24 protein-coding genes are annotated in these 24410 nt (G+C 58.0%); 12 read left to right on the top strand and 12 right to left on the bottom strand.

All coding sequences use genetic code 11. From position 1 onward, the window contains the following. Window positions 1-5: 5 nt before the first annotated feature. A complete protein-coding gene (locus AC1DWQ_RS15340; protein ID WP_477670419.1) occupies window positions 6-842 on the bottom strand; it encodes an inositol oxygenase family protein in 837 nt (278 codons plus the stop codon). A 114-nt stretch (window positions 843-956) separates the two neighbouring features. Between AC1DWQ_RS15340 and AC1DWQ_RS15345 the strand changes: the two genes are divergently transcribed. Continuing rightward, window positions 957-1781: an alpha/beta fold hydrolase gene (locus AC1DWQ_RS15345; RefSeq protein ID WP_477670420.1), complete on the top strand. Its 825-nt coding sequence runs from the start codon at window positions 957-959 to the stop codon at window positions 1779-1781. Between the two features lie 128 nt (window positions 1782-1909). Next, window positions 1910-2749, top strand: coding sequence for an alpha/beta hydrolase (locus AC1DWQ_RS15350; protein ID WP_477670421.1), 840 nt, complete (start codon window positions 1910-1912; stop codon window positions 2747-2749). A 25-nt stretch (window positions 2750-2774) separates the two neighbouring features. Here AC1DWQ_RS15350 and AC1DWQ_RS15355 read toward each other — a convergent pair whose 3' ends face one another. From AC1DWQ_RS15355 to AC1DWQ_RS15370, 4 genes are all read right to left on the bottom strand, one after another. Next, a complete protein-coding gene (locus AC1DWQ_RS15355; RefSeq protein ID WP_477648569.1) occupies window positions 2775-2990 on the bottom strand; it encodes a hypothetical protein in 216 nt (71 codons plus the stop codon). Window positions 2991-3228: 238 nt separating this feature from the next. Next, window positions 3229-4038, bottom strand: coding sequence for an alpha/beta fold hydrolase (locus AC1DWQ_RS15360; RefSeq protein ID WP_477670422.1), 810 nt, complete (start codon window positions 4036-4038; stop codon window positions 3229-3231). 1 nt (window position 4039) lies between these two features. Next, on the bottom strand, window positions 4040-4231 hold the full coding sequence (locus AC1DWQ_RS15365) for a hypothetical protein (RefSeq protein WP_477667089.1): 192 nt from the start codon (window positions 4229-4231) through the stop codon (window positions 4040-4042). A 312-nt stretch (window positions 4232-4543) separates the two neighbouring features. After that, window positions 4544-4957 (bottom strand): VOC family protein, encoded by a 414-nt coding sequence (locus AC1DWQ_RS15370; protein ID WP_477670423.1) that lies wholly within the window; start codon window positions 4955-4957, stop codon window positions 4544-4546. An 820-nt stretch (window positions 4958-5777) separates the two neighbouring features. On the opposite strand from AC1DWQ_RS15370, the gene dcm reads away from it, so the two are divergent. The 3 genes from dcm to AC1DWQ_RS15385 all read left to right on the top strand — a co-directional run bounded on the left by dcm (window position 5778) and on the right by AC1DWQ_RS15385 (window position 8893). Continuing rightward, window positions 5778-7046 (top strand): DNA (cytosine-5-)-methyltransferase, encoded by a 1269-nt coding sequence (gene dcm / locus AC1DWQ_RS15375; RefSeq protein WP_477670424.1) that lies wholly within the window; start codon window positions 5778-5780, stop codon window positions 7044-7046. Between the two features lie 91 nt (window positions 7047-7137). After that, window positions 7138-7638: a very short patch repair endonuclease gene (locus AC1DWQ_RS15380; protein ID WP_477670425.1), complete on the top strand. Its 501-nt coding sequence runs from the start codon at window positions 7138-7140 to the stop codon at window positions 7636-7638. Next, the gene (locus AC1DWQ_RS15385; protein WP_477670426.1) at window positions 7598-8893 is read left to right on the top strand and encodes an MvaI/BcnI family restriction endonuclease; all 1296 of its coding nucleotides are present in this window, start codon (window positions 7598-7600) and stop codon (window positions 8891-8893) included. The genes AC1DWQ_RS15380 and AC1DWQ_RS15385 overlap by 41 nt, the downstream gene beginning before the upstream one ends. A gap of 228 nt (window positions 8894-9121) precedes the next feature. On the opposite strand, the gene AC1DWQ_RS15390 is transcribed toward AC1DWQ_RS15385, so the two are convergent. The 6 genes from AC1DWQ_RS15390 to dnaA all read right to left on the bottom strand — a co-directional run bounded on the left by AC1DWQ_RS15390 (window position 9122) and on the right by dnaA (window position 17365). Next, window positions 9122-10726 carry a hypothetical protein gene (locus AC1DWQ_RS15390; RefSeq protein ID WP_477670427.1) on the bottom strand — a complete coding sequence of 535 codons (1605 nt, stop codon included), beginning with the start codon at window positions 10724-10726 and terminating at the stop codon, window positions 9122-9124. 55 nt (window positions 10727-10781) lie between these two features. Then, a complete protein-coding gene (locus AC1DWQ_RS15395) occupies window positions 10782-11399 on the bottom strand; it encodes a 3'-5' exonuclease (RefSeq protein ID WP_477670428.1) in 618 nt (205 codons plus the stop codon). 122 nt (window positions 11400-11521) lie between these two features. Then, complete coding sequence (locus AC1DWQ_RS15400; protein ID WP_477670429.1) at window positions 11522-11779, bottom strand: DUF3297 family protein; 258 nt, start codon at window positions 11777-11779, stop codon at window positions 11522-11524. A 27-nt stretch (window positions 11780-11806) separates the two neighbouring features. After that, complete coding sequence (gene gyrB / locus AC1DWQ_RS15405) at window positions 11807-14431, bottom strand: DNA topoisomerase (ATP-hydrolyzing) subunit B (protein WP_477670430.1); 2625 nt, start codon at window positions 14429-14431, stop codon at window positions 11807-11809. A 114-nt stretch (window positions 14432-14545) separates the two neighbouring features. Further along, window positions 14546-15652 (bottom strand): DNA polymerase III subunit beta, encoded by a 1107-nt coding sequence (gene dnaN / locus AC1DWQ_RS15410; protein ID WP_457281892.1) that lies wholly within the window; start codon window positions 15650-15652, stop codon window positions 14546-14548. A gap of 318 nt (window positions 15653-15970) precedes the next feature. Further along, entirely contained in the window at window positions 15971-17365 is a 1395-nt protein-coding gene (gene dnaA / locus AC1DWQ_RS15415) for a chromosomal replication initiator protein DnaA (RefSeq protein WP_457281893.1), read from the bottom strand. Between the two features lie 424 nt (window positions 17366-17789). Between dnaA and rpmH the strand changes: the two genes are divergently transcribed. The 7 genes from rpmH to AC1DWQ_RS15450 all read left to right on the top strand — a co-directional run bounded on the left by rpmH (window position 17790) and on the right by AC1DWQ_RS15450 (window position 23682). Then, window positions 17790-17924, top strand: a complete 135-nt coding sequence (rpmH, locus tag AC1DWQ_RS15420) for a 50S ribosomal protein L34 (RefSeq protein WP_007862708.1) — start codon at window positions 17790-17792, stop codon at window positions 17922-17924. Window positions 17925-17975: 51 nt separating this feature from the next. Next, window positions 17976-18395: a ribonuclease P protein component gene (locus tag AC1DWQ_RS15425; protein WP_477670431.1), complete on the top strand. Its 420-nt coding sequence runs from the start codon at window positions 17976-17978 to the stop codon at window positions 18393-18395. Then, window positions 18392-18709: a membrane protein insertion efficiency factor YidD gene (yidD, locus tag AC1DWQ_RS15430; RefSeq protein WP_477670432.1), complete on the top strand. Its 318-nt coding sequence runs from the start codon at window positions 18392-18394 to the stop codon at window positions 18707-18709. The genes AC1DWQ_RS15425 and yidD overlap by 4 nt, the downstream gene beginning before the upstream one ends. Further along, window positions 18706-20433, top strand: a complete 1728-nt coding sequence (yidC, locus tag AC1DWQ_RS15435) for a membrane protein insertase YidC (RefSeq protein WP_477670433.1) — start codon at window positions 18706-18708, stop codon at window positions 20431-20433. Before yidD ends, yidC begins: the two co-directional genes overlap by 4 nt. 119 nt (window positions 20434-20552) lie before the next feature. Further along, complete coding sequence (gene mnmE, locus AC1DWQ_RS15440) at window positions 20553-21965, top strand: tRNA uridine-5-carboxymethylaminomethyl(34) synthesis GTPase MnmE (protein WP_477670434.1); 1413 nt, start codon at window positions 20553-20555, stop codon at window positions 21963-21965. A gap of 185 nt (window positions 21966-22150) precedes the next feature. Beyond that, window positions 22151-22642, top strand: a complete 492-nt coding sequence (locus AC1DWQ_RS15445; RefSeq protein WP_122954706.1) for a Crp/Fnr family transcriptional regulator — start codon at window positions 22151-22153, stop codon at window positions 22640-22642. 248 nt (window positions 22643-22890) lie between these two features. Further along, the gene (locus AC1DWQ_RS15450) at window positions 22891-23682 is read left to right on the top strand and encodes a hypothetical protein (protein ID WP_477670435.1); all 792 of its coding nucleotides are present in this window, start codon (window positions 22891-22893) and stop codon (window positions 23680-23682) included. A 124-nt stretch (window positions 23683-23806) separates the two neighbouring features. On the opposite strand, the gene AC1DWQ_RS15455 is transcribed toward AC1DWQ_RS15450, so the two are convergent. Continuing rightward, window positions 23807-24379 carry an adenine phosphoribosyltransferase gene (locus AC1DWQ_RS15455; RefSeq protein WP_457281899.1) on the bottom strand — a complete coding sequence of 191 codons (573 nt, stop codon included), beginning with the start codon at window positions 24377-24379 and terminating at the stop codon, window positions 23807-23809. Window positions 24380-24410: the final 31 nt, after the last annotated feature.

Raw genomic sequence — 24410 nt, forward strand, 5'->3', positions numbered from 1 at the left:
ACAAACTACAGCTTGAGCTGCGCCGGCAAATACTTCGCCATCAAGTCGTCGTAATACGGCTTGAGTTCGGCCAGTACCGGCGGCCTGTCGTTCTTGGAATAGAGATCGTAGGGGTTGAACTTCTGCACCCATTCCAGGTGCGCCGCGTCCTGCGCGTCCGTCAGGTGGCCGTACTGGCCCTCACGGTGCCAGGCGTAGAAGGAGTGGTAGCGAATCATGTACAGCGCCGGCATCGGCAAATGCGACTTCAGCAGCTGGTACAGGTATTCGTCATGGCCCCAGGACATGTGCACCGCGTCCAGCCCGCAGCCGGGTGCATACACGCCGTACTCGCTGTTGTAACGCGCGTCACGGCTGTCGGGGTTCAGGTCAAAGTATTCGGGGTAAACGATGCGGTCTGAAAACCTGCAACCCACCGGGAAGGTGTCGCCCACCACGGCCCACTGCGGCTCGCCGAACAGGCACAGCACCTTGCCCAGGTCGTGGATGAAACCCGTCAGCACAAACCAGTCGGGGTGGCCGTCGGCGCGAATAGCCTCGGCGGTTTGCAGCAGGTGGCTGATTTGCGGCAGCTCGATGTCCGGGTCCGACTCATCGACCAGCGTGTTGAGGAATTCCAGCGCGGCCCAGGGCGTCATCTCGCGCTGCGAAAACGCCAGCCACTCGGCTTTCTTGCGCTGCACAAAATCGTAGGTCTGGTTCTGGTGGTTGTTGCGGTAGAAGGTGCGTACACGGTCCAGGCCGGGCTGCGCGTAATCGCGGTAAGCCGCGCGGTCAGGCTCACTGGCCAGCAAGGGGGTTGCCGGGGCGTTGGGGGTGGTTTGCGGCATGACGGCGTTCATCGTGCCATTGTAGGAAGCCCGGCCCCTGCGTGCAAACCCGGCTGTCGCGGCGGTTTGCCGGGGTTATATTGGGCCCGACCTCGATCCCCCATCAGCCACCGCCCGAAAGGCTTTATGCGCCGCAGACATTTCCAGCACTTTGTTGCCACGGGCCTTCTTTTCGCGTCTGCCCTGCTGGCCGGCGCCGTCCACGCGCAAGACGGCAACCCCAAAATCGGCGTGCTGATGCTGCACGGCAAAAACCCCGGCAGCAACAACGACCCCAACATGAGCCGCATCAAGCCCGTGCTGGAAGGCGCAGGCATGCTGGTGCTGTTTCCCGACATGCCCTGGTCGCGCGGCCGCTATATCGACGGCAACTGGGACAAGGCCATGGCCGAAATGACCGGCCATGTCAAAACCCTGCGCAGCCAGGGCGCCACGAAAATCGTGATTGCAGGCCACAGCCTGGGCGTGCCCGCCGCCATGAGTTTTGCCGCGCGCGGCGGCGACGTGCAGGCACTGGTGCTGCTGGCGCCCGGCCATGTGCCGGCGCGCTACTACGCATCGCCGCAAAGCAAGGTCGTGCGCGAAAGCGTGGACGAAGCCCGCGCACTGGTTGCCGCAGGCAAGGGCGATTCGCGTGAACGCTTTTCCGACATCAACCAGGGCAAGCAGCTGAGCGTGACGGCCACCGCGAAAGACTACCTCAGCTATTTCGACCCCGAGTCCGATGCCGACATGGGCGTCACCGCCCCGCGCATCCCGGCCGGCACCCCCGTGCTGACAGTGGTGGGCGAAGACGACGGCATCAGCAAATACGCCCGTCCCTACTTTGCCGACAAGCTGCCCGCCAACCCCAAAAGCCAGTACCTCGAAGTCAAGGCCAACCACCTCACCACACCGGTCGTGGCCAGCGAGGCGATGGTGCAGTGGATCAAAGCCGCGACGGCGCCATGAAGCACCGGCGCGCCAGCAGCGTTCAACGCGCGCGCTATTGCTTTGATAGCTGCTCGCGCCCGTCCTGATTGGGTTGCAGCCCTATTTTCTTTAAACAAATCCCGAAACGTCCTCACAGGAACCCCACCATGACACCGCATTCCTCCGCACGGTACCTGTGGCTGCGCCACGCACTGCCCGCTCTCCTGCTGTTGTGCATGGTCGTGGCCGGGAACGTACTGGCGCAAAGTGCGCCGCGCGTGGTCGACATTCCCACCCGCCCGGGTGTGACCCAGCGCTTTGTCTACATCGCGCCCACCCCGAACGCCACCCCCAAAGCCTCCGTCATATTGATGGCCGGCGGCCACGGCGGGCTGCAAATCAACGACAGCGGCGGCTATGGCTGGGGCAACGGCAACTTCGTCGTGCGCACGCGCCAGCAGTTTGCCGACGCCGGTTTTGCGGTCGCGGTGATTGATGCGCCGTCAGACAAACAGTCGCCGCCGTTTCTGTCGGGCAACCGGCAAAAGCCCGAACACACCGCCGACGTGCTGGCCGTGATTGCGTGGCTGAAGCAGCAGTCGCCTGTGCCCGTGTGGCTGGTGGGCACCAGCCGCGGCACACAGTCGGCCGCCTACATCGCCACGGAGGCGGCGCCGGCGCAGGGCGGCCCCGACGGCATCGTGCTCACGTCCACCATCCTGACCGACCCCAACGGCCGCGCCGTGCCCAAAATGCCGATGGAGAAACTGACGATTCCGGTGCTGGTGGTGCACCACGAACAAGACGGCTGCAAGCTCTGCGCCTTCAGTGACATGCCGCAGCTGATGGAAAAACTGGCCAAGACGCCGAAGGCCGAGCTGCTGACCTTCACCGGCGGCCAAAGCCGGGGCGACCCCTGTGAGGCCATGGCGTACCACGGCTATAACGGGCTGGAGGCCGAAGTGGTCGGCAAGATCGGCCGCTGGATGGCCGCGGCCAAGCCCTAGGGCGTTACGACCGCTTGGGCCGCATTCAAGCCTGTTCGGGCTTGTCCAGCAGCTTGTCGTTCGGGCTGTTGCCCGCGGCCGTGTGGTTGAGCGACAAGCTCACGCCTGCCCGCTTCTGCACGGTGTCTACCGCATCCGGGTCCGGCGCCACGCTCCAGGCCATGGCGGTGGTCAGCACCACCAGCGAAGGAATGGCCCGCAAATAGCGCGGGTGAAACAGGAAGTCGGCGATCTTTTTCATGGCGGCCTTTCTCGGCGATGTCTGCAGGTGGTTGCCCCGCAGAAAAAAACAAGCGTTCATCCTGCGCCGCCAAACTTAGAGCCATGCGTCTGCCACGTTGCGGTTTGTAAGGAAATGCCTCAGCGGCAGGTAAAGATGCGAACAGCGCCGAAAGCACCAAGCGCTATGGTATTGATAGCTGCTCGCGCACGTTCTGCCAGGGCTGCAGCCACTTTTCGTGATGAAAATGGCCTTTATTTCATTCCAGAAACCGGTTCACGCACGCCATCACCCCTTCGGCCTGGTCCTTGTGCGCCTCATGGCCGGCAAACGGAATGTTCAGCAGCTTCGCGCCGGGCACCTGCTCCGCCAGCTCAAACACACTGGCACGCGACACCAGGTGGTCTTCATCGCCGCGAATCGCCAGCAAGGGGCAACTGATCTGCTTGACGCAGTCGCCCGGGTAGCCGCTGGGGCCGTCGTCCAGCCACATCGGCACGACGGCATCAATCAGCGCCGCAAAGTCGGGCTGCGGGTTGACCGCGTTGTACAGCGCCACCGACTCGGGGAATTTTTTCGCCCAGCTTTGCGCCGTGACGCCGCCCAGCAGCTTGCGCACCGGGTCATCGGCCTTGAGCATTTTGTCGGTGCCAATGACAACCAGCTTGTCGATCAGTGACGCAGTCTGCGCGGCCATGCGCAACGCCGTGATGCCGCCGTCGCTGAAACCCACCACGCTGCAGCGCTCAACGCCCAGGTGCTGCAGCACAGCAGCAGCGTCAAGCGCCAGCCGCTGGTAGGTCACGCCCGCCGTGCCCAGGGTTGACTTGCCGTGGCCCCGGCTGTCGATGCCGATCACGCGGAAGCGCTTCTGCAGCAGCGGCAGGGCGCTGTTGAAGTCCTTCATCGTGCCCAGCCCACCGTGCAGAAACAGCAGCGGCGGGTCGGCGTCATCACCGTGAACCTCAAAGTAAATCTTCGCGCTGTCCAGCGTCAGGTGCTCGCCGCTCTGGTGATCAAACTGGCCGGCCTTCACCCCCGCCCCGCGGCTGAACGTGTCGGCAGCCACGTCAACGCCCCGTGCTGCCGCGGCGCGACTGCAGCTGGTTGCTGCCGCCCACATGCGACTCCCGGTCGCTGCGGCTGTTGGCCGTGCGCTGGCCCTCGTTCTTCTGCGTAGGTTTTTGCTCACCCATCTGGTTGAAGTCGTTTTCAACCTTGCCGCCGTGGCCCGATGCTTTGGGTGTGCCGTCTTGCTCCATCGCTCCGCCGGCCTGGTTGCGTGCGTCCTCGGTTGCGAGTTGCTTGTTCTGCTTGTTTTTTGCGTTCTGTTTGTTCGGCATGGTGTGTCTCCAGATAAAGGGGTTGAACAAGGGCCAGCGTGCAAACAAGGCAACACCAACCCGCGTAACAACCATTCTGAAAACCCCGAATGCCCGCCCATGTCAGACAGCGCCCCGTACCCAAGCGCGACAAGGCGAAGGGAAAGCAAGCCGGATTGCTATGAATTAAATAGCTGCTCGCGCACGTTCTGCTTGGCCCAACGGCCCATTTGACTTAAGACCAGCGTTACATCAACCCGCAGATGTATCCGAAAACTGCGCTTCAATCTTGTGCCCGTCCAGGTCCCGCACAAAGCAGCCGTAATACTGCGGCCCATACAAAGGCCGCGGGCCCGGCGCGCCATCACCCTGCCCACCCAGCTCCAGCGCCTTGGCATAAAACGCATCCACCTGCGCTTTGGAAACGGCGAGGAAACCAAAATGCGAGCCATTGCCCACATGCGCCTTCCCGCCATCGTGCGGCACACCCACCCAGAACTCCGGATACGCGCGCCCAAAAGCGACGGCACCAGGGTGCTCCATGATCACCTTGATCTCCATCGCACCCAGCACAGCGGTGTAGAACGCCTTGGCACGTGGAAAGTCGTTTGTGCCGATGGAGACGTGGGACATGATGCTTTCGGGGAGGGATGGGGTGTTGGGCATGGGCTTGTCCTCGTTGGTTGAAAAGGAAAAGCTTAGCCAGCCGTATGGCCCCTGGCAACGAAGACCCCAGTTCTGCAAAGCCTATTGGTGCGGTATCGTCAGTACAAACAAATGCGCGCAAGGAGGGTTTGATGGATCATGATTTTTTGAAAGGTGCTGACCGCGAGCGGCCCTTCACTCCGCCGCCTGAGCAACCCGTTCTCCGTTGGCTTGGCGCACTACTCACACTCCTGGCTCTCATTTACGCAGGCTACCGAACAACTGATTGGTGGAATCAACGCCCGCCGGTCACCGGAATCACGCCGGCGCCCACGCGCCCCAGCCAGGCCACAGGGCAACCACAAGGACAGCCTCTACCCAGCACAGCACCAGAACCAGGGAGTCGACTCGTCACCAAGTGCCTAGCCAACGGCAAAACCACATACAGCGACGGCGACTGTGCTGCAGGCGCAAAGACCAGCCGGGTCGTGACTAAGGAAAATCACAACCTGATGGATGCGGTCCGCCTACCGGAGACACCTCCAGCAGCAGAACCACCAGCTCAATCAACGGTGATAGCAGAGAGCAAACCCAACTACGACTATGCCGCGATGAAAGCGGAGTGCGCAGCATTGGACGAACGCATCAAACATCTAGACGCAATGGCTCGCCAGCCACTCGACGGTCAAACCCAGGATCGGATACGCGACGATCGGAAAAAGGCCCGCGATAGGCAGGCCCGGATCCCCTGTAGATAGACAACAACAAACAAAATAAAACCACTGGATGAATGTACAAGGGGACAAAAAGCGGACAAAATGTCCGAAATTATTCCCGCCGCATGAAAACCACACCACTTATCACTGCCGACCACTCCGCAACCATCGCCTATTTGGCGGCCGCTCGCAAAACCCACACCCAAGAAGCGGTAGCCAAACACCTCAAGGTCAGCCCTCGCCACCTCCGCCGATGGGAGACGGGCGAATTACCTCCACCGGCGCACATCGCGGCCGAGCTTCAGAGACTCCTCAACTTCGGCCCCCTTTCGGGAAATGGTGACTTCAAGTTCCTCGACCTGTTCGCCGGCATCGGTGGCATCCGGCTCGCGTTTGAAGCAATCGGCGGTGAATGTGTGTTCACCAGCGAGTGGGACTCTTATGCCCAGAAGACCTACACAGAGAACTTTCAGGGCGGGCACCCGCTGAACGGTGACATCACCCAAATCCACGAAAAAGATATTCCAGACCACGACGTCTTATTGGGCGGATTCCCCTGTCAGCCCTTCTCCATCGCCGGAGTTTCAAAAAAGAATGCCTTGGGGCGCGCACACGGCTTTGCGGATGCAACTCAAGGCACCCTGTTCTTTGATGTGGCGCGGATCATTGCCGAGAAACGTCCTCGCGCCTTCATGCTTGAGAACGTCAAGAATCTTCAGTCCCATGACAAGGGGCGGACGTTTGACGTCATCCTTAAAACCCTGCGTGATGAACTCGGCTATCAGGTTTTCCACAAGGTCATCGACGGCGCTCACTTTGTGCCACAGCATCGTGAGCGAATCATCATCGTCGGGTTCCGTGAGCCGGTCATGTTTGACTGGGATATGGTTGATCTGCCGGGCAAAGGCCAGCACACCCTTGGCGAAATTCTTCACAAAAAAGTCGGCGAACCGGAACTGGAATGGGACGGTGATAAGTATTACGACCACGCAAAACGCAAAGTACTCGACAAGTACACGCTGACTGACAAGCTCTGGGCTTACTTGCAAGCCTACAAAAAGAAGCACCAAGAAGCGGGTAATGGATTCGGTTTCGGCCTCGTCACTCCAGACAGCGTTACACGCACGCTGTCTGCGCGTTACTACAAAGATGGCTCTGAGATTCTCGTGAGCCAAGGGAGCAAAAAGAATCCCCGTCGCCTAACACCACGTGAATGCGCGCGCTTGATGGGCTTTCCGGACAGTTTGAGAATTCCGGTTTCCGATACGAGGGCTTATAAGCAGTTTGGCAACTCAGTGATCGTTCCGGTCATGACTGCAGTCGCCAGAGCTATGCAGCCGCTAATCGTTGAATCCATTCGTCAAGAGAATCAGCCAATACCAAGAGCGGCTTAATCAGGTCACACACGTCCCATCAACCCTCATGGCGACAATGCTCACAAAGTAGCTTATTCGCACATCATAAATTCGTTGCAGCGGCTAAACATTGACTGATGTTGTTGATCAGGCTACCCGTAGCCGGATGATGGCGGGTATCAAGGGCAAGGACACCAAGCCGGAAATAGCTGTTCGCGCAAACTTGCATCGCCTTGGATTGCGGTTCACTTTGGGTGGATCATTACTACCGGGAAAACCAGATCTGGTTTTCCCACGTCATAAGACCGTGGTATTTGTGAACGGCTGCTTCTGGCACTGTCATAGCTGCAGCGGCTTTCGATGGCCATCGACAAATACAGAGTTCTGGGAGACGAAGTTAGTTGGCAATGTGGCCAGAGATAAGCGGCATGTGCGCGAGTTGCACAGCCTTGGATGGCGCGTCGTGGTGATCTGGGAATGTGCAGTTCGCCAAGCCGTCAAACAAACAACTACGCAGCCATATCTCATTGCCCGCGACTGGGTTGTCAACTACGATGCCCCATATCTCGAAATATCCAGAGGGCAAGGTCGTGGCTTTTCAAAACGTAAATCAACTTCTCGCTCGATTTAAGGGACTCGGAGCTACTCGCGTTTTTTGCAAACGTCTTGCCGAAAACGACAATTCAAAGCAGCAAATTTATCTCGGTAGCAAATTTGAAGTTCTCTCCTTTTTTCCCCACGGAGAAATAACGGCCCACCCCGCTTTAAGCGTTCCGAATTTCAAAGCGCCGTTGAGATTTTTTTGGGTAACCGATACGACCACGGAGCAAGCACCGGGAACACAGCTCATCCTCTATCCGCAGTACCCCGAGGTGCGCCTGTCCGGTTTTCTGATGGGGTGTGCCTCTGCCCCATCCGCAGATTTGCAACAGCGGCCCAAAGATCAACGCCGCGGCACTGACGGCAGGGTTCTGATCTTCGGAACAACCACCGACAACAGGACATTCGCGCATTTGGCGCCCGAGTCATCAAGTCTCGCTGAAGAATTACTTTCCTCATTCGCCGAACATCCGCCCGACGGTCTGTTCATGGAGCTCACCCTTCCAGTTGACTCAGCACAAAACAGGGCGCTTGTTCTGGATGCTCTGAGAGAGATCTATCTGCGGGGTACGCATCCATCTTGCCGCCGAGACAAGAATGGAAACGTAATTCCTTACAAAGCACCGAATGGAGGCGGCTATACATTGGAAGCGTTGTTGGGCATTACCCCTAATGGGAATGCGGAGCCCGACTATCTTGGGTGGGAAATCAAAGCGTTTAGCAGGCAACGAGTCACGCTGATGACGCCGGAACCAAACGGCGGTTGGTACAGAGAAAACGGCGTGAAGGCTTTCGTTGAAAAATATGGTCGCCTTCTAGATGGCGGGGTTAAATACTTTACCGGGCTCCATAAAGTAGGTGTTCCATGCGCAGCCAGCGGTATGACTATGCATCTCAGCGGCTTCGATGCAGGCTCAGGTAAAGTGACCGACGTCAACGGAACAATTTATCTATCCGCTGCCGACGGTGCCAACGCTGCGTCTTGGGGGTTCGCAGAACTGCTGACGCACTGGAATCGAAAACATGCCTTTGCCGCATATGTGCCGTATACGAGCACAAAAGATCCAATTTCATATCAGTATCGCAGTCCGATATTGATGGGCGCGCATACAGATTTTTCAAAGTACCTTCAGGCACTGAGCGTGGGAGCCGTCGTGTTTGATCCAGGCTCTAAGGTAACCAATGCCGGTTCTGCGAATTCGAAGGTCAAGGCTCGTAGCCAATTCCGGATCAACGTGAGTGGCCTGCATACTCTGTATGAAACCTTGACTGCCGAACCACTTTGAACAGTCTAGACATACCTTTGTACTCGTCGAAGGGAGCTTTAGTATTTTCACACCGCGAACTCTTCAAATGGTCCGGTACGAACGAGCCCTTTTGGCAAACAACGCTGAGTGCAAACCGCGACACAAATGAACTAGAAAAACATTAACTAAAACTTGTGCTGGTACGGTCTCACCATCTGGGAGTTTGAACCCGCTAATCGGAACCGTACGACACCCGAAGCGGCTAGGTCAATACGTATTCAGAAATTGAGCAACCGTCATGGATGCACCACCTAAATGGCCCGGAGATGGATATGGGCCAAATTGAGCAGGTCGATCTTTCGGTGTGTATTCGTCGCATCCATCAACGCCATCGCACGCGACAAACACCTGATTCTGCGTTACGTTGTCTTGAGAGCCTGAACGGATGTTAAAGCCGAACTTTGGCTTGGCTTGAGCATTAAATAAGACTGGCAGCTGCTTTATCGCAGCATAAGAAGGACACACGTTACGGATGTGGGAATCGCAAACTTTGCACCCAAATGGATTTGCGCGACGCATCTGTTTATCCGGCCCTCCATACCTCACACACCACAAAATATTTTCAGCCACCGACGAATGAACTTTCCGTGCCTGAGCAGCCATCCAAATCAGCCGCTCTATCTTCCCCCACATCGCACTACTGGCAAAAACACCGCTATGAAATTGCCCTCTTACTGGGACCAGGGCCAGCGGCGCTTTTACAAATGTCTCGACCCAGTTATCTATTGGTAGAACCGGCAGAGAACCAAAACACTGCTGTGCAAAAAGTTGCATTACTTTTGGACTCTGGTAACTCGAGCCCAACCGCGTGTATTGGGCAACGCAGTCGACTTGAGATAAGTTCGATGGGTCCCAATTAGCTACTCGTAAATCATGGTGCATTAGGAGAGACAGGATTGCTCGGGGAGGCCCTCTATTGAATGCAGAGTAGTTGTCGTACAACGCGGCCCTTGCTCGACCCCTAGCTGGTGCCTGTTCCATTAATGAAATTAACGCTGGAGTATCAAGTCTCCGGAAATTCTGACCGGTTACGGCCCGCAATTTACTCAGCTCAAACCGACTATATGAAACCCCATTTGCACCTATCGGGGTAACAAAGCGCTGCGCAAAAAATTCCGTCGCTCCTCCAGGGCCAACCAAAGATGAGTATTTCTGGAATAGGGCCAGCGGATTTGAGACGTCGCGAAATTCATTCCACGCGGGCAATAAATAAAAGTCTGCATGAATTCCGCCGCCGGTCTGAATTCTTTCTCCGAAAGAAGCCACATAAGCATGCAACTGGATTAATTCCCCCTTGCGACCTCCATCTGAATTCCAGCTGGCGATATATCGAGCCAAACCAAAAACCGGGTCCCAGCATTTTCCAAATGGTAGTTTTCCACCAAACGAGCTCACCACGATTTGTTCCCACAACTCTCGCAGTAGGTTATTCGCTGACGCCAATGCACCAGTCAATGCACCAACGATATCGCTCAGAACGACAGGATCATCTAAGCCAAGTCGTGATCTTGCGGCGGCTTCTGCAACAGCTATGTACTTAGCATTTAGCTGCAGCGACAGATCCTTGCTGATAGCCAGAGTGATACGCAAACGACCGGTTGATCTGTTGAAGGCAATGCTATGAACAAATCCAAAAATTCGATCTCTTTCACCTGCTCTTTGTCCGCTACCAAGAGTGGGATCCATCTCGTGAAAATACAGGATCGGAAATAACGGTAAATCCGGATCGTATAGATAGGTAAGCGGCAACCACTCCTGCGGAAAATCGGGAACCTCAAAATCATAAAAATAGGCCAAGGCATCAAACGCCATAGTCAACCCCCTGTATTTCTATCAGACATCGAATTCTCGGCACGCCAATTTCCCATTACAAGGAAACCTCCGCATGCCGAGCAATAAACGCAGGCACAGCAGGTTTCGCACAACGCTGCAGTCCCATTAAAACCGAGTGATCAGTTCTTGCAATACGATGCCGGATACGCAAGTCATGCTGTATCTGGTGCAACAGTAATGCCGCCATCTCCGCATCAGCCATAGCCCTGTGCGCGCGGCCGGCTTTAGGCAAGCGGTGGTAGTCAATCAGCACGCCGAGCTTGTGGCTGGGTGCCTGGGGATACAGTCTTCTGGCGACCAGCATGGTGCAGGCAAAGGGCTGGGTTGCCGTCTCCCCTGCGCGGCTTAGTTCAGCCTCCCAGAACCTGCGGTCAAAAGAAGCGTTGTGCGCCACCATGGGCGCGTTGCCGACAAAGCGATTTGCTTCGGCCATGACTTTCTCGGCTACAGGCGCGGCGGCAACCATGGCGTTGCTGATGCCTGTCAGGCTTTCGATAAAGGACGGGATATAGCGCCCCGCGTTCATGAGGCTTTGAAACCTGTCCACCACCTGGCCGTGCTCGACCAGCACGATGGCCACTTCGGTCGCACGGTCACCCATCGCGGGCGACAGGCCTGTGGTTTCAAAGTCGATGACGGCGATGCGGCTCATGGCTCAGGTGTGTGTGGTCGCCAAAAATGAAAACACCATGAAATCAACCTTTTCAAAGGTTCAAACTTCATGGTGTTCATGGAGGTCCGGCCAGTCAACGCATTGACTCACAGCCGGGCTGGTTACTTGTAGAACGACTCTACTTTGCCCTTGAGTTTGATCATCAGCGGGTTGCCCTTGCGGTCGACCTTGTTGCCCACGGGCACCTTGATCCAGCCTTCGCTGATACAGTACTCGGCAACGTCGTTGCGCTCTTTGTCGTTGAAGCGGATACCGATGTCGTGTTCAAAGATCGCTCTGACGAAGTGCGGGCTGCGCTCGTCGGTGGAGAGGTGGTCGGGCAGCGATGGGCGCTCTGCTGTTTTGGTTTCTTCGGTCATGGTGTCAAGTAAGAACTGAGTGGTCGCTTAGACGTCGATGTTGGCGGCGCGCAGGGCGTTCTGTTCAATGAACTCGCGGCGTGGCTCCACTTCGTCGCCCATCAGCATGGTGAAGACGTGATCGGCTTCGATGGCGTCGTCGATCTGTACGCGCAGCAGGCGGCGCACGGTCGGGTCCATGGTGGTTTCCCACAGCTGGGCGGGGTTCATCTCACCCAGGCCTTTGTAGCGCTGGCGTGCGGTGGCGTTTTCTGCCTGGCCAATCAACCAGGCCATGGCCTGGCGGAAGTCACCAATCTTTTCTTCCTTCTGGCGCTCGCCCTCACCGCGCATGACTTTTGCGCCTTCGCTGATCAAGCCGCGGAAGGTGGCGGCTGCATCGGCCAGGGTGGAATAGTCAGCGCCGTGCACAAAGTCTTGCGTGAGCACGCTGCTCTTGACGTTGCCGTGGTGGCGGCGGCTGATGCGCAAGATGGGCTTGTCGGTGCGGGTGTCAAACTCGCCGGCCACTTCGGCGGGGGCGCCGGTGGTGTTGAGTTCACGCAGCTTGGCCTGCAACGTGACGGCTGACACTTCTGCGTCGGCCACGGTGTCCAGGTTCAGGCTCACGCCGTCGGCAATGGCGCGCAGGGCTTCTGCGTCCATGAAGCCGCGCAGGCGGGCAATTACGGACTCAGCCAGCTGGTGCTTGCGGGCCAGTTCGGCCAGCGTCTCGCCCGTCAAAACCGTGCTGCCTTCAGCGCCGGTTTGCACAGACGCGTCTTTCAGTGCAATGCGCAGCAGGAAGCCGTCTAGCGCTGCGGTGTCTTTGAGGTACTGCTCTTCCTTGCCGGCCTTGACCTTGTACAGCGGTGGCTGCGCAATGTAGATGTGGCCGCGCTCAACAAGCTCGGGCATCTGGCGGTAGAAGAAGGTGAGCAGCAGCGTGCGGATGTGGGCGCCGTCAACGTCGGCGTCGGTCATGATGATGATGCGGTGGTAGCGCAGCTTGGCGACGTTGAAGTCGTCGGTGCCTGGCGTGCCACCAATGCCGCCTGCCTTGCCGATGCCGGTGCCGAGGGCGGTGATCAGCGTCAAGATTTCGTTGCTGGTCAAAAGCTTTTCGTAGCGGGCTTTTTCAACGTTCAGGATCTTGCCGCGCAGGGGCAGGATGGCCTGGAATTTACGGTCACGGCCCTGCTTGGCAGAGCCACCGGCGGAGTCACCCTCGACCAGGTAGATCTCGCACATGGCGGGGTCTTTTTCCTGGCAGTCGGCCAGCTTGCCGGGCAGGCCCATGCCGTCGAGAACACCTTTGCGGCGTGTCATGTCGCGGGCCTTGCGCGCGGCTTCGCGAGCGCGGGCTGCTTCAATGATCTTGCCGACGATGATTTTTGCGTCGTTGGGGCGCTCTTGCAGGTAGTCGTGCAGGAGGCGGCTCACGATGTCTTCCACCGGGCCGCGCACTTCGCTGGAGACCAGCTTATCTTTGGTCTGGCTGCTGAACTTGGGCTCTGGCACCTTCACGCTCAGCACGCAGCACAGGCCTTCTCGCATGTCGTCGCCGGTGACTTCAACCTTGGCTTTCTTGGCCAGTTCGCTGTCATCAATGTATTTGTTGATGACGCGGGTCATGGCGGCGCGCAGGCCCGTCAGGTGGGTACCGCCGTCGCGCTGGGGAATGTTGTTGGTGAAGCAGAGCACCTGTTCGCTGTAGCCGCTGTTCCACTGCATGGCAACTTCAACACCGATGTTGGTGCCCTGGTCGCTGGCGCGGTCGCCCATGGCGGCAAACACGTTGGGGTGCAGAACCGTTTTGCCTTTGTTGATGAACTCAACAAAACCTTTCACACCGCCGGCGCCGGCAAAGTCGTCTTCCTTGCCGCTGCGCTCGTCTTTGAGGCGAATGCGCACGCCGTTGTTCAGAAAGCTCAGCTCGCGCAGGCGCTTGCTCAGAATTTCGTAGTGGAAATCGTTGTTCTCTTTGAAGATGTCGGTGTCGGGCAGAAAGTGGACTTCAGTGCCGCGCTTGTCGGTGTCGTCCATGACTTTCATCGGTGACACATCAACACCGTTGACTTGTTCGATGATGCGGTTTTGCACAAAGCCGCGAGAGAACTCCATGACGTGCACTTTGCCGTCGCGGCGAATCGTCAGGCGCAGCATCTTGCTGAGTGCGTTCACGCAACTCACGCCCACGCCGTGCAGGCCGCCTGAAACCTTGTAGCTGTTCTGGTTGAACTTGCCGCCGGCGTGAAGTTCGGTCAGGGCGATTTCAGCAGCAGAGCGCTTGGGCTCGTGCTTGTCGTCCATCTTGATACCGGTCGGGATGCCGCGGCCGTTGTCGGTGACGCTGACGGAGTTGTCGGCGTGGATGGTGACGACGATGTCGTCGCAATGGCCGGCCAATGCTTCGTCGATCGAGTTGTCGACCACCTCAAACACCAGGTGGTGCAGGCCGGTGCCGTCGGACGTATCGCCGATGTACATGCCGGGGCGCTTGCGCACGGCCTCCAGGCCTTCCAGGATCTGGATGGAGCCTTCACCATAGGCTTCGGACGCGCCGGCCTGGTTGGTGTCGATCTTGGGCTGGAAATTGGAGCTTCCCTCGCCCGCGGCGCCGTCGTTGACGTTTACCTGATCGGCTTCGTTCGGTGTGTTTTCTTCAGTCATAGCCAGCTTTATTTCCGATCTTTTATCGAATTGCTTCGATTTCTTCAATCTCTTGAATGACCAAACCCGCGGAGAGTCGCGGGTCTGGTTGTTGGTTAGCGTGTGGTCAGCGCGTTAAATGCGCATCGGCATCACCACGTATTTAAAGGCTGCATCGTCGGGGATGGTCAGCAGCGCGGAGCTGTTGGAGTCAGCCAGTTCGATCTTCACCATGTCCTGGTCCATGTTGGCCAGCGCGTCGATCAGGTAGGTAACGTTGAAGCCGATTTCGATGGCGTCGCCGCCGTAGTCGATGTCGAGCTCGTCGACAGCTTCTTCCTGCTCGGCATTGTTGGAAGCCACGCGCAGGGTGCCGGGTTCGATGTTCAGGCGCACGCCCTTGAACTTCTCGCTCGTCAAAATCGCGGTGCGCTGCAGGCTGGCCAGCAGGGGCACACGGCCCAGCGTGATGATGTTTTTGTGGTTCTTGGGAATCACGCGGTTGTAGTCGGGGAACTTGCCTTCGACCAGCTTGGTGACGAATTCCATACCTTCAAAGCTGAACTTGGCCTGGTTGCCGGCAAATTGCATTTCGATGGCGCCTTCTTTGTCGCTGAGCAGGCGCTGCATTTCCAGAACTGTCTTGCGCGGCAGGATCACTTCCTGCTTGGGCACTTCAACGTCGAGCGTGGCCGAGGAGAAGGCCAGGCGGTGGCCGTCAGTAGCCACCAGGCTTAGCTGCTTGCCTTCGGCGACGAAGAGGATGCCGTTGAGGTAGTAGCGAATGTCGTGCACCGCCATGGCAAACGAAACCTGGTTGAGCAGCTCTTTCAAAACCTTTTGCGGCACCGAGAAGCTGGGGCCGAAATTGGCGGCTTCCTGCACCAGCGGGAAGTCTTCAGCCGGCAGGGTTTGCAGGGTGAAGCGGCTTTTACCGCCCTTGAGGATCAGCTTGTTCTGCGACGACTCGAGCGAGACGGTCTGGTCGCTGGGCATGGAACGCAGGATGTCGATGAGCTTGCGGGCACCCACGGTGGTGGTGAAGTTGCCGGCGTCGCCGTCGAGCTCGGCAGTGGTGCGGATCTGGATTTCAAGATCGCTCGTGGTGAGCTGCAGCTGGGCGCCAGTTTTGCGGATCAGCACGTTGGCAAGGATGGGCAAGGTGTGCCTGCGCTCAACGATGCCGGCCACCGACTGCAGTACCGACAAAACTTTATCCTGGGTTGCTTTCAGAACGATCATGACTTCCTCTGTATATATCTTTAATTCTTTAATTCAAATTAGTAGTAGTAGATAAGGGTGGCGCCCATCTGTGGATAGTGCCATTTTCCCCTTTTTGATCAACCACTTGGCGTTTGTTTAACCATGTGTTCAGACGCCCCTGAACTGCACTGCTGAATATGAACAACTTTCGATTGTCATCTGCTTCTGTGGATAAGCCATGGGTTGTTCAAAAGTTGTCCCCAAAGTTATTGTGAGGGTGGCTGGGCTCTGTAAAACACCGTGAAAACCGGGCGCAAGAGGGTTCATGGAGTTAATGGGGCGCATGGAGGTTGTTCCTCAGCCTTTCAGGGTCTGTTCAAGCACATGCAGCTGCTGGTTGAGCTCTGTCATTTGCTGGCGCTCGGCAGACATCTTGCGCACGGCGTGCAGCACGGTGGTGTGGTCACGCCCGCCAAAGAGCTCACCGATCTCGGGGAGGCTCTTTTGCGTGAGTTCCTTGGCCAGGTACATGGCAATCTGCCGCGGCCGCGCAATGCTGGCTGGCCGCTTCTTGGAATACATGTCGGCCACTTTGATCTTGTAATAGTCGGCGACGGTCTTCTGGATGTTCTCGACGCTGATCTGCCGGTTCTGAATGGAAAGCAGGTCACGCAGGGCCTCACGGGCCAGCTGGATGGAGATTTCCTTGAGATTGAAGCGTGAGTACGCCAGGATCTTGCGCAAGGCGCCTTCGAGCTCACGCACGTTGGAGCGGACGTTCTTGGCGACGAAGAAGGCGACTTCTTCGGGCATGGAGGCGCCTTCGGCTTCGGCCTTGCGGATCAGGATGGCGACGCGCATTTCGAGCTCGGGCGGTTCGATGGCGACGGTGAGGCCGGAATCAAAGCGCGACACCAGGCGTTCGTGGATATCCGTCAAACCCTTGGGATAAGTGTCGCTGGTCATCACGATGTGCGACTTTTTGGTCAGCAAGGCCTCGAAAGCGTTGAAAAACTCTTCCTGGGTGCGGTCCTTGTTGGCAAAGAACTGGACGTCGTCAATCAGCAGCAAATCCAGGGAGTGATAACGCTCCTTGAATTCATCAAAAGTCTTGCGTTGGTAAGCTTTAACCACATCTGAAACAAATTGTTCAGCATGGATGTAGAGAACTTTGGCGGCGGGGTTGTCCGACAGCAATTTATTGCCGATCGCGTGCATCAAATGCGTCTTGCCCAAACCTACGCCGCCGTAGATAAAAAGCGGGTTGTAAAGCTGGCCCAGGCTGCTGGAAACATGCAGCGCGGCGGCCCGGCCCATGCGGTTGGCCGTGCCTTCAATCAGGGTGTCGAAGGTCAGCGCGCTGTTGAGCCGATTCTTGAACGGCGCGCCGGCGGCTTCTTCGGGAACGCCCAGGCCGACGGGTTCAGGAACGCCGGAGCCTTCAAAGCTGCGAACCAGAGAAGAAGACTTGGCGGGCGCTTCGCGCGGAGCAAGTGCTAACTCAAGGGGGATGCTTTGCCCGGAAATTTTCTCAAGCAGGGCCGAAATGCGGCCGGCATACTGGGCGCGAACCCAGTCCAGTTTGAACCGGTTACCCACTAAAACGGTGACTTTGGTGAGGTCGGGAGCGACCTCGACAAGCAGGGGGCGGATCCAGGTATTGAACTGTTGTTCAGGTAATTCCTGGGCCAGGTGGTCGACGCAGCTCTGCCACAAGTCCTGGTTCAGATTTTGGACGGATGCCTCACTCATGGCTGGTTTTGGCTGGGTTGCTGGCCTGGCAAGAGGCGCCCGGCAGCGGTGAGCTGCTTGTGGATATTGTTAATTTTGAGCACCGGCAATTGTAGTCCGGACGAGGAGTTATCCACAAAATAATTGATCCGGGTTTCAACCTATTTTGGGCACTGGTTTGGGGTATGTAGCGACCCGGTTCGCCGCATCTCAGCCTTTACCCCAAATGGGCGGGCTAACTTGTTGCCAGTGTTAGGAAATCTGCGATAATCATGGGTTTCCCTGATTCGCGGCGGGTTTTGCCTGCCTTGAAGACTTGCAGAGATGGTTGTGTTGTACGGCCACCAAGATCATTCGAATCGCCCAAAGCAGTGTGTCTTATAACTAAGGCAAGGTAACGGCAAAGGGGAAAGCTTTGTAGCTGACCGGCTAGTAGGACTCAATCATGAAACGCACATACCAACCATCCAAAGTCAAACGCGCTCGTACGCACGGCTTCCTGACCCGCATGAAAACGCGTGGCGGCCGCGCAGTGATTGCTGCACGCCGCGCCAAAGGCCGCAAGCGCCTGGCCGTATAAGCCTGTTTCCTGCTGGCCATTCGCAGTTTTTTAAACTGACGCCTGGCGCTCGTGCAACGGCTTCAAACCCGACCCCAGTTCCAGGCAGTTCTTGCCGGCGCCATTGTTGCAAAAACAACGCACTTCGCATTGCACCGCAATGCGCTGGACGCAAAGCCCGTGCAAGCTGAGCCAGGCAAGCTGGCTGATGTGATCGCGGCAAGGCCGCTGTTTCCCGTACAGGATGTCTGGCTTGGGGCCATGGTTCCCAAACGCTGGGCCAAACGCGCCGTCACACGTAACGCCATCAAACGACAGATCTACACCGTGAGCGCTGATTTTTCGCATCAGTATCCTCAGGCTGCTTTTGTGGTCCGCTTGCGGCGTGATTTTTCGCGCAAGGAATTCATCAGTGCGACGTCCGAGCAGCTCAAGCTGGCGGTACGCACCGAAGTGCTGGCGCTGATGCAGGCAGGAGCCAAGGCGCCATGAGCTCCGTTTTTGCTGCACTGGCACCTCTTTTCCGTTTGCCGCAAACCCTGCTGATTGGCCTGGTCAAAGGCTATCGCTTGTTGCTCAGCCCATGGCTGGGCTCAGCCTGCCGGTTTGAGCCGACGTGTTCCGCCTATTCACTGCAGGCCCTGCAGCAGCACGGCGCAACAGTCGGCAGCTACCTCACCTTGCGCCGGCTGGTACGCTGCCATCCCTGGTGCGATGGCGGGCACGACCCGGTGCCGCCTGTTCCCCTCTTTTCCCGCCTGGCCACCCCTGTGGCCTCCACCCCTTCTAAAAAGACGCCGTCATGAACGACATCCGCCGCACCATCCTGTGGGTGATTTTTGGTTTTTCCATGGTCCTTTTGTGGGACCAATGGCAGGTATATAACGGCCACAAGGCGACCTTTTTCCCGTCAGCCACGCAAAGCGCCAAGGCACCGGTCGCGGGCTCCTCTGCACCTGTAGCTGCCGGCGCTACGGCTTCTTCCGTGCCTGCGCCGCAGGCTGCCAACGCAACGCCAGGCGCGCCTGGTGCCGTGCCGGCAGGCGCTCCATCGATCGCGCCGTCGACCGCCAAAGAACGCTTCGTTGTGAATACCGATGTGCTCACGCTGACCTTTGACAGCGAAGGCGGCACCCTGGTGCACTCGGCATTCGTCAAGTACAAGGACCAGGCGCACACGGCCGAAGGTTTTGTCTTGATGGACGAAAGCGCAAGCCGTGTTTATGTGGCGCAGACAGGACTTGTTACGGCACCCGGCACCACCGGAGGCTTTCCTACCCACAAAACGCCAATGGCCGTGGTTCCAGGCGAACGAGCGCTGAAAGAAGGCCAGGACGAACTGCAGATCAAGTTTGAGTCGGCGGAAGTCGGCGGCGTCAAGCTGGTCAAGACCTACACCCTGAAACGCGGCGCTTACGACATTGCGGTGCGCCACGACATCGTCAACACCGGCACAGCCGCGGTGTCGCCCCAGCTGTATCTGCAGCTCGTGCGTGACGGCAACAAGCCGCCCGGAGAGTCTTCTTTTTATTCCACCTTCACCGGCCCGGCGATTTATACCGAAGCCAAGAAATACCAAAAAGTGGAATTCAAGGACATCGAGAACAACAAGGTTGACGTCGAAAAGCAGGCCACCAATGGCTATATCGCCATGGTCCAGCATTACTTTGCAACTGCCTGGATTCTTCCGGATGGTCTCAAGCGCGACCTGTTGTTCCAGAAGGTCGCCAACAACCTGTATTCCGTCGTCATGATCACGCCGCTGGACACCATCGCAGCAGGCACGACCAAGTCGGTCGAGGCGAAATTTTTCGTCGGCCCCCAGGAAGAAAAAACACTGGAAGCCATTGCACCGGGCCTGGAGCTGGTGAAGGACTACGGCTGGTTGACCATCCTGGCCAAGCCACTGTATTGGCTGCTCGACAAACTGCACGGCTTCATCCATAACTGGGGCTGGTCCATCGTGGCTTTGGTGCTGCTGCTGAAAATCGCGTTCTACTGGCTCAATGCCAAGGCGTATGCCAGCATGGCCAAGATGAAGGCGATCAATCCCAAGATCATGGAAATGCGTGAACGCCTGAAAGACAAGCCGCAGGAAATGCAGCAGGCGATGATGAAAATCTACAAGGAAGAAAAAGTCAACCCGATGGGCGGCTGCTTCCCGATCATGATCCAGATCCCCGTGTTTATCGCGCTGTACTGGGTGCTGCTGTCCAGCGTTGAAATGCGCAATGCACCCTGGATCTTGTGGATTCACGACCTTTCGGCGCCGGATCCATTCTTCATCCTGCCCGTGCTGATGACCCTGACGACCATGCTGCAAACGGCGCTCAATCCCGCTCCGCCGGATCCGATGCAGGCCAAGCTGATGTGGTTCATGCCGCTGATCTTCAGCGTGATGTTCTTCTTCTTCCCGGCTGGCCTGGTGCTGTACTGGATTACCAACAACATCCTGTCCATCGCGCAGCAGTGGGTGATCAACACGCGTATGGGCGTGCCGCCGCAGTTCAACCTGCCGAAGTTCAAATAAGGCGGACACGGAATAAAAATTGGGCCGCTTCGCGGCCCTTTTTCTTGGGAAACCGGCTTTGGCTGCGGCGCTCTCTGCCATAGCACCAATATCCGGTTTGCCCCTTAACATCTACCACCATGCTGGCCCGACACCACGACCCCATCGTTGCCATCGCCACTGCGCCCGGTCGCGGTGCGGTGGGCATTGTGCGGGTGTCCGGCAAGCACATCGCGCCCGTCGTCGATGCGATTTGCGGCCGCCAGCTTCAACCGCGCCAGGCGACCTACCTTCCCTTTAGGGATGCGCACGGCGTAGCCATCGACCAGGGCCTCGCCTTGCATTTCCCGGCGCCGCATTCCTACACCGGCGAAGACGTGCTGGAGCTGCAAGCGCACGGCGGCCCTGTCGTGCTGCAGCTGTTGCTGGCGCGATGCCTTGAGGCCGGTGCGGCACTCAACCCAGAGACAGGTTCGGCGGCCGTGCCGGGGCTGCGCGTGGCGCAACCGGGCGAGTTCACCGAACGTGCCTTCCTCAACGACAAGATCGACCTGGCGCAGGCCGAGGCGATTGCCGACCTGATCGACGCAAGCACGGAAACCGCCGCGCGATCGGCCGCACGTTCAATGTCGGGTGAATTCTCGCTGGCGGTCAACACGCTGCTGGAGCAACTGATCCACTTGCGCATGCTGGTTGAGGCCACGCTGGACTTCCCCGAGGAAGACATCGACTTCCTGGAAAAGGCAGACGCGCAGGGCCAGCTTGAGCGCCTGCAGACGACGCTGGCCGTCGTGATGCAGCGCGCGGTGCAGGGCGCCTTGCTGCGCGAAGGCATCAAGGTGGTGATCGCAGGCCAGCCGAACGCCGGCAAAAGTTCGCTGCTCAATGCGCTGGCCGGTGCTGAACTCGCCATCGTCACACCGATTGCCGGCACCACACGCGACAAGGTTTCGCAGCTGATCCAGATTGAAGGCGTGCCGCTGCATGTGGTGGACACCGCTGGCCTGCGCGAGGCACTCGACGAAGTGGAAAAAATCGGCGTCGAACGCGCGTGGGCTGAAATCGCCAGCGCCGACGCGGTGCTCTTCCTGCATGACCTGACCCGGCATGCCGCCGATTACCTGGCCGCTGACGCACACATCGCAGAAGTATTGAGCCGTGAGCTGCCGCGCAACACGCCCATCATCGACGTCTGGAACAAGTCGGACGCGGCTGACGCGGATGTGCTGGGCACCATCAGCGGCGGCGTTCTGATCTCCGCCAAAACCGGCGACGGCCTGCAGGCGCTGCGCAAGCAACTGTTGCAGGTCGTGGGCTGGCAGGCCGCACCTGAAGGCGTGTTCATGGCCCGCGAACGTCACGTGCGTGCCCTGCAGCAGGTCGCCGAACAACTCGGGAGAGCCCATGCGCAGATTCGCGCGGGGCACCCTGCCCTGGACCTGCTGGCCGAAGATTTGCGCCAGGCGCAACTTCACCTCAGCGAGATCACCGGTGCGTTCACGCCGGACGACTTGTTGGGCGAAATTTTTTCCAGATTCTGTATTGGAAAGTAGTAAACCGGCGACAGACGGGCCCTGTCTGGGGACAAGCGGCGCCATGCCGCGAAAAACGCACCAAAACGGTCAAAAATGGCCTTCTGTCGAGGGGAAATTACAACTCCGGCTTTCCTGTATCAGGTGTAAGGGGCCGTTAACATCCCTTGCAGGCTATGTAGTGCGAAGGTATCTTCCGTCCCACTATGAACGCTCCATTACCTGCCGCCATCCGTTTTGACATTCAGGGCCTTGCCCAGGCCATTCTTCACTGCCACGCCAGTGACGCACTGCGCTGTCAATTCAACCAGCCGCATTGGGACATCCTGGCCAGCTACATGCAGCCTTTCGCCCTCAACAGTGGCCAGGTGCTGATGGAACAGGGCGCGCTGGACCGCACGCTGTATTTTGTGGAAAGCGGCACACTCAGCGTTCATTACGAAGATGAAAAGGCCCGCGTGCGAATGGCGCTGGTGGGTGCAGGTACTGTGCTTGGTGAAGGCGCATTTTTCTCGCACATGCCGCGCAGTGCCACGGTCCATGCGTCGACGCCTTGCAAGCTTTGGTGCCTCACCCCGATGCGGTTCCTCGAACTGGCAAACCGCCACAGCCCCATTGCATTGGAGCTGACCATGGCAATGGGGTCGGTCATGGCCAAACGACTCTATAACCGTCCCAAGCGCGTCGCGGTGACCTGAGTGTCGACCCTTTCTCGGGTGCATTGGCATCATCAGACAACTGACTCCCTGCCGTAATACTTTCGGGCGTCACAGGTGTTCTCAAAAACGTGACGGGCGTGATTTTTTACCAGACAGTTGCACGGGTGTTTCGATAAAGTCGGCCACAGGATTTGCTGCTAAACAACAGCTGAACCGTTTGCGCTATTGCTTACAGATTCACTCCGTGCATTGACGGAAAATGAAGATTCATCACGAGAACATTGCCCATGTCTTTTTTAAACTGGTTTTCCGATAAACCGCAGCAAGCCGGTGCGGCTGCGAATGACGAACAAAGACGCGCGTCCGCCGCACGTGACAAAGGCGCTGCGTCCGTACCCCAGCGACTCTCCCCCGAACAACCTGCTCCCGCCGATTCCGGCAAGCTCAAGCGTCACGCCCGCCGCGAGCAGTTGTACGTAGCAATTCGTGAGGCCATGACCCGCTCCGGCGTGCTCTCGGCCAGCTACAAATTCAAAGTTCTTTCGCTCGACCAGAGCGGCAATGAATTCCTGGTCATGATGGACCTGGCAAAAGCATTCGGCGGCACGTCCGAGCAATTGAGTGGAATTGAGGCATCGATCACACAGCACGCCAAAGCGCGCTTTGAGATCACGGTACCCGCTGTGTACTGGCGTCTGGAGGAAATGGCGGTCGTGGTCAAACAGGCCCCGACGCCACCGCAGGCCGTGCAAGCACCTGTTGTACCAGCACCCGTTGTACATGCACCCGTAGTAGCACACGCTGAAGCCAATGTAGAAACCCGCGCGCCCGTGCCCGTCAAACCCGCAACACCACGGTATGAGCCTATCCAGGCCGACGAAGTTGCCGCCTTCAAACAAGCTTTGGTTGCTGCATCCGCGCAAGGCCCGGCAGTTGCGCCGGAAAAAGGGGTCAAAGTGCAAAGCGGCCCGCGCTCACGTTCATACACCCTGTTGACGGGCTTTGAAGACACCGAAATGCCACCGGAATTCAGCACGTCACCAGCGCTGAGCAGCACGCAGTACGGCGATCTCAACTAGGTCGAGCCGGCTTCAGATACAAGACAGATAGGCTTCAAACCCAATCAGGGTGGGCGCAAGCAGCTATAACTTTTATAGCTGAGCTCGTTTACCCCGGGCAGTTTCCAGAACGGCATCCTTCCGTTCAGTGCCCCGAAAAGTCGATCAAGGTGAACAGCGGCAGCCCTGCTGCCCGCAATTTTTCTGACCCACCGAGTTCGGGCAGGTCAACAATCGCCGCACCTTCGGTGACGGTGGCGCCCAACTTCTCCAGCAGTTTCTTGCCGGCCATCATGGTGCCGCCCGTGGCGATCAGGTCGTCGATCAGCAGCACCCGGTCGCCGGGTTTGACCGCATCGGTATGCAGCTCCACGGTGGCGCTTCCATATTCGAGCTCATAGGTTTCCTGCACGGTCGTGAAGGGCAGTTTGCCTTTTTTGCGTATCGGCACAAAGCCAACATTCAACTCGTAGGCGATGACGGCGCCGAGGATGAACCCGCGCGCATCCAGCCCTGCCACGATGTCGGGACGGAGCTTGCCGTCCATGTAGCGGTGCACAAAAGCGTCGATCAGCACGCGAAAGACCTTGGGGTTCTGCAGCAGCGGCGTGATGTCGCGAAACTGCACGCCGGGGGCCGGCCAGTCGGGCACGGTGCGGATATGGTTCTTCAGGTACTGGCCGACGGTCTGGTGAGTGAGGCTGTGCAGGTCAGGCATGGCGTGTCCAGGGGTGGGTGGCGCCCATATT

The organism is Polaromonas sp. P2_G11, from assembly GCF_056403595.1.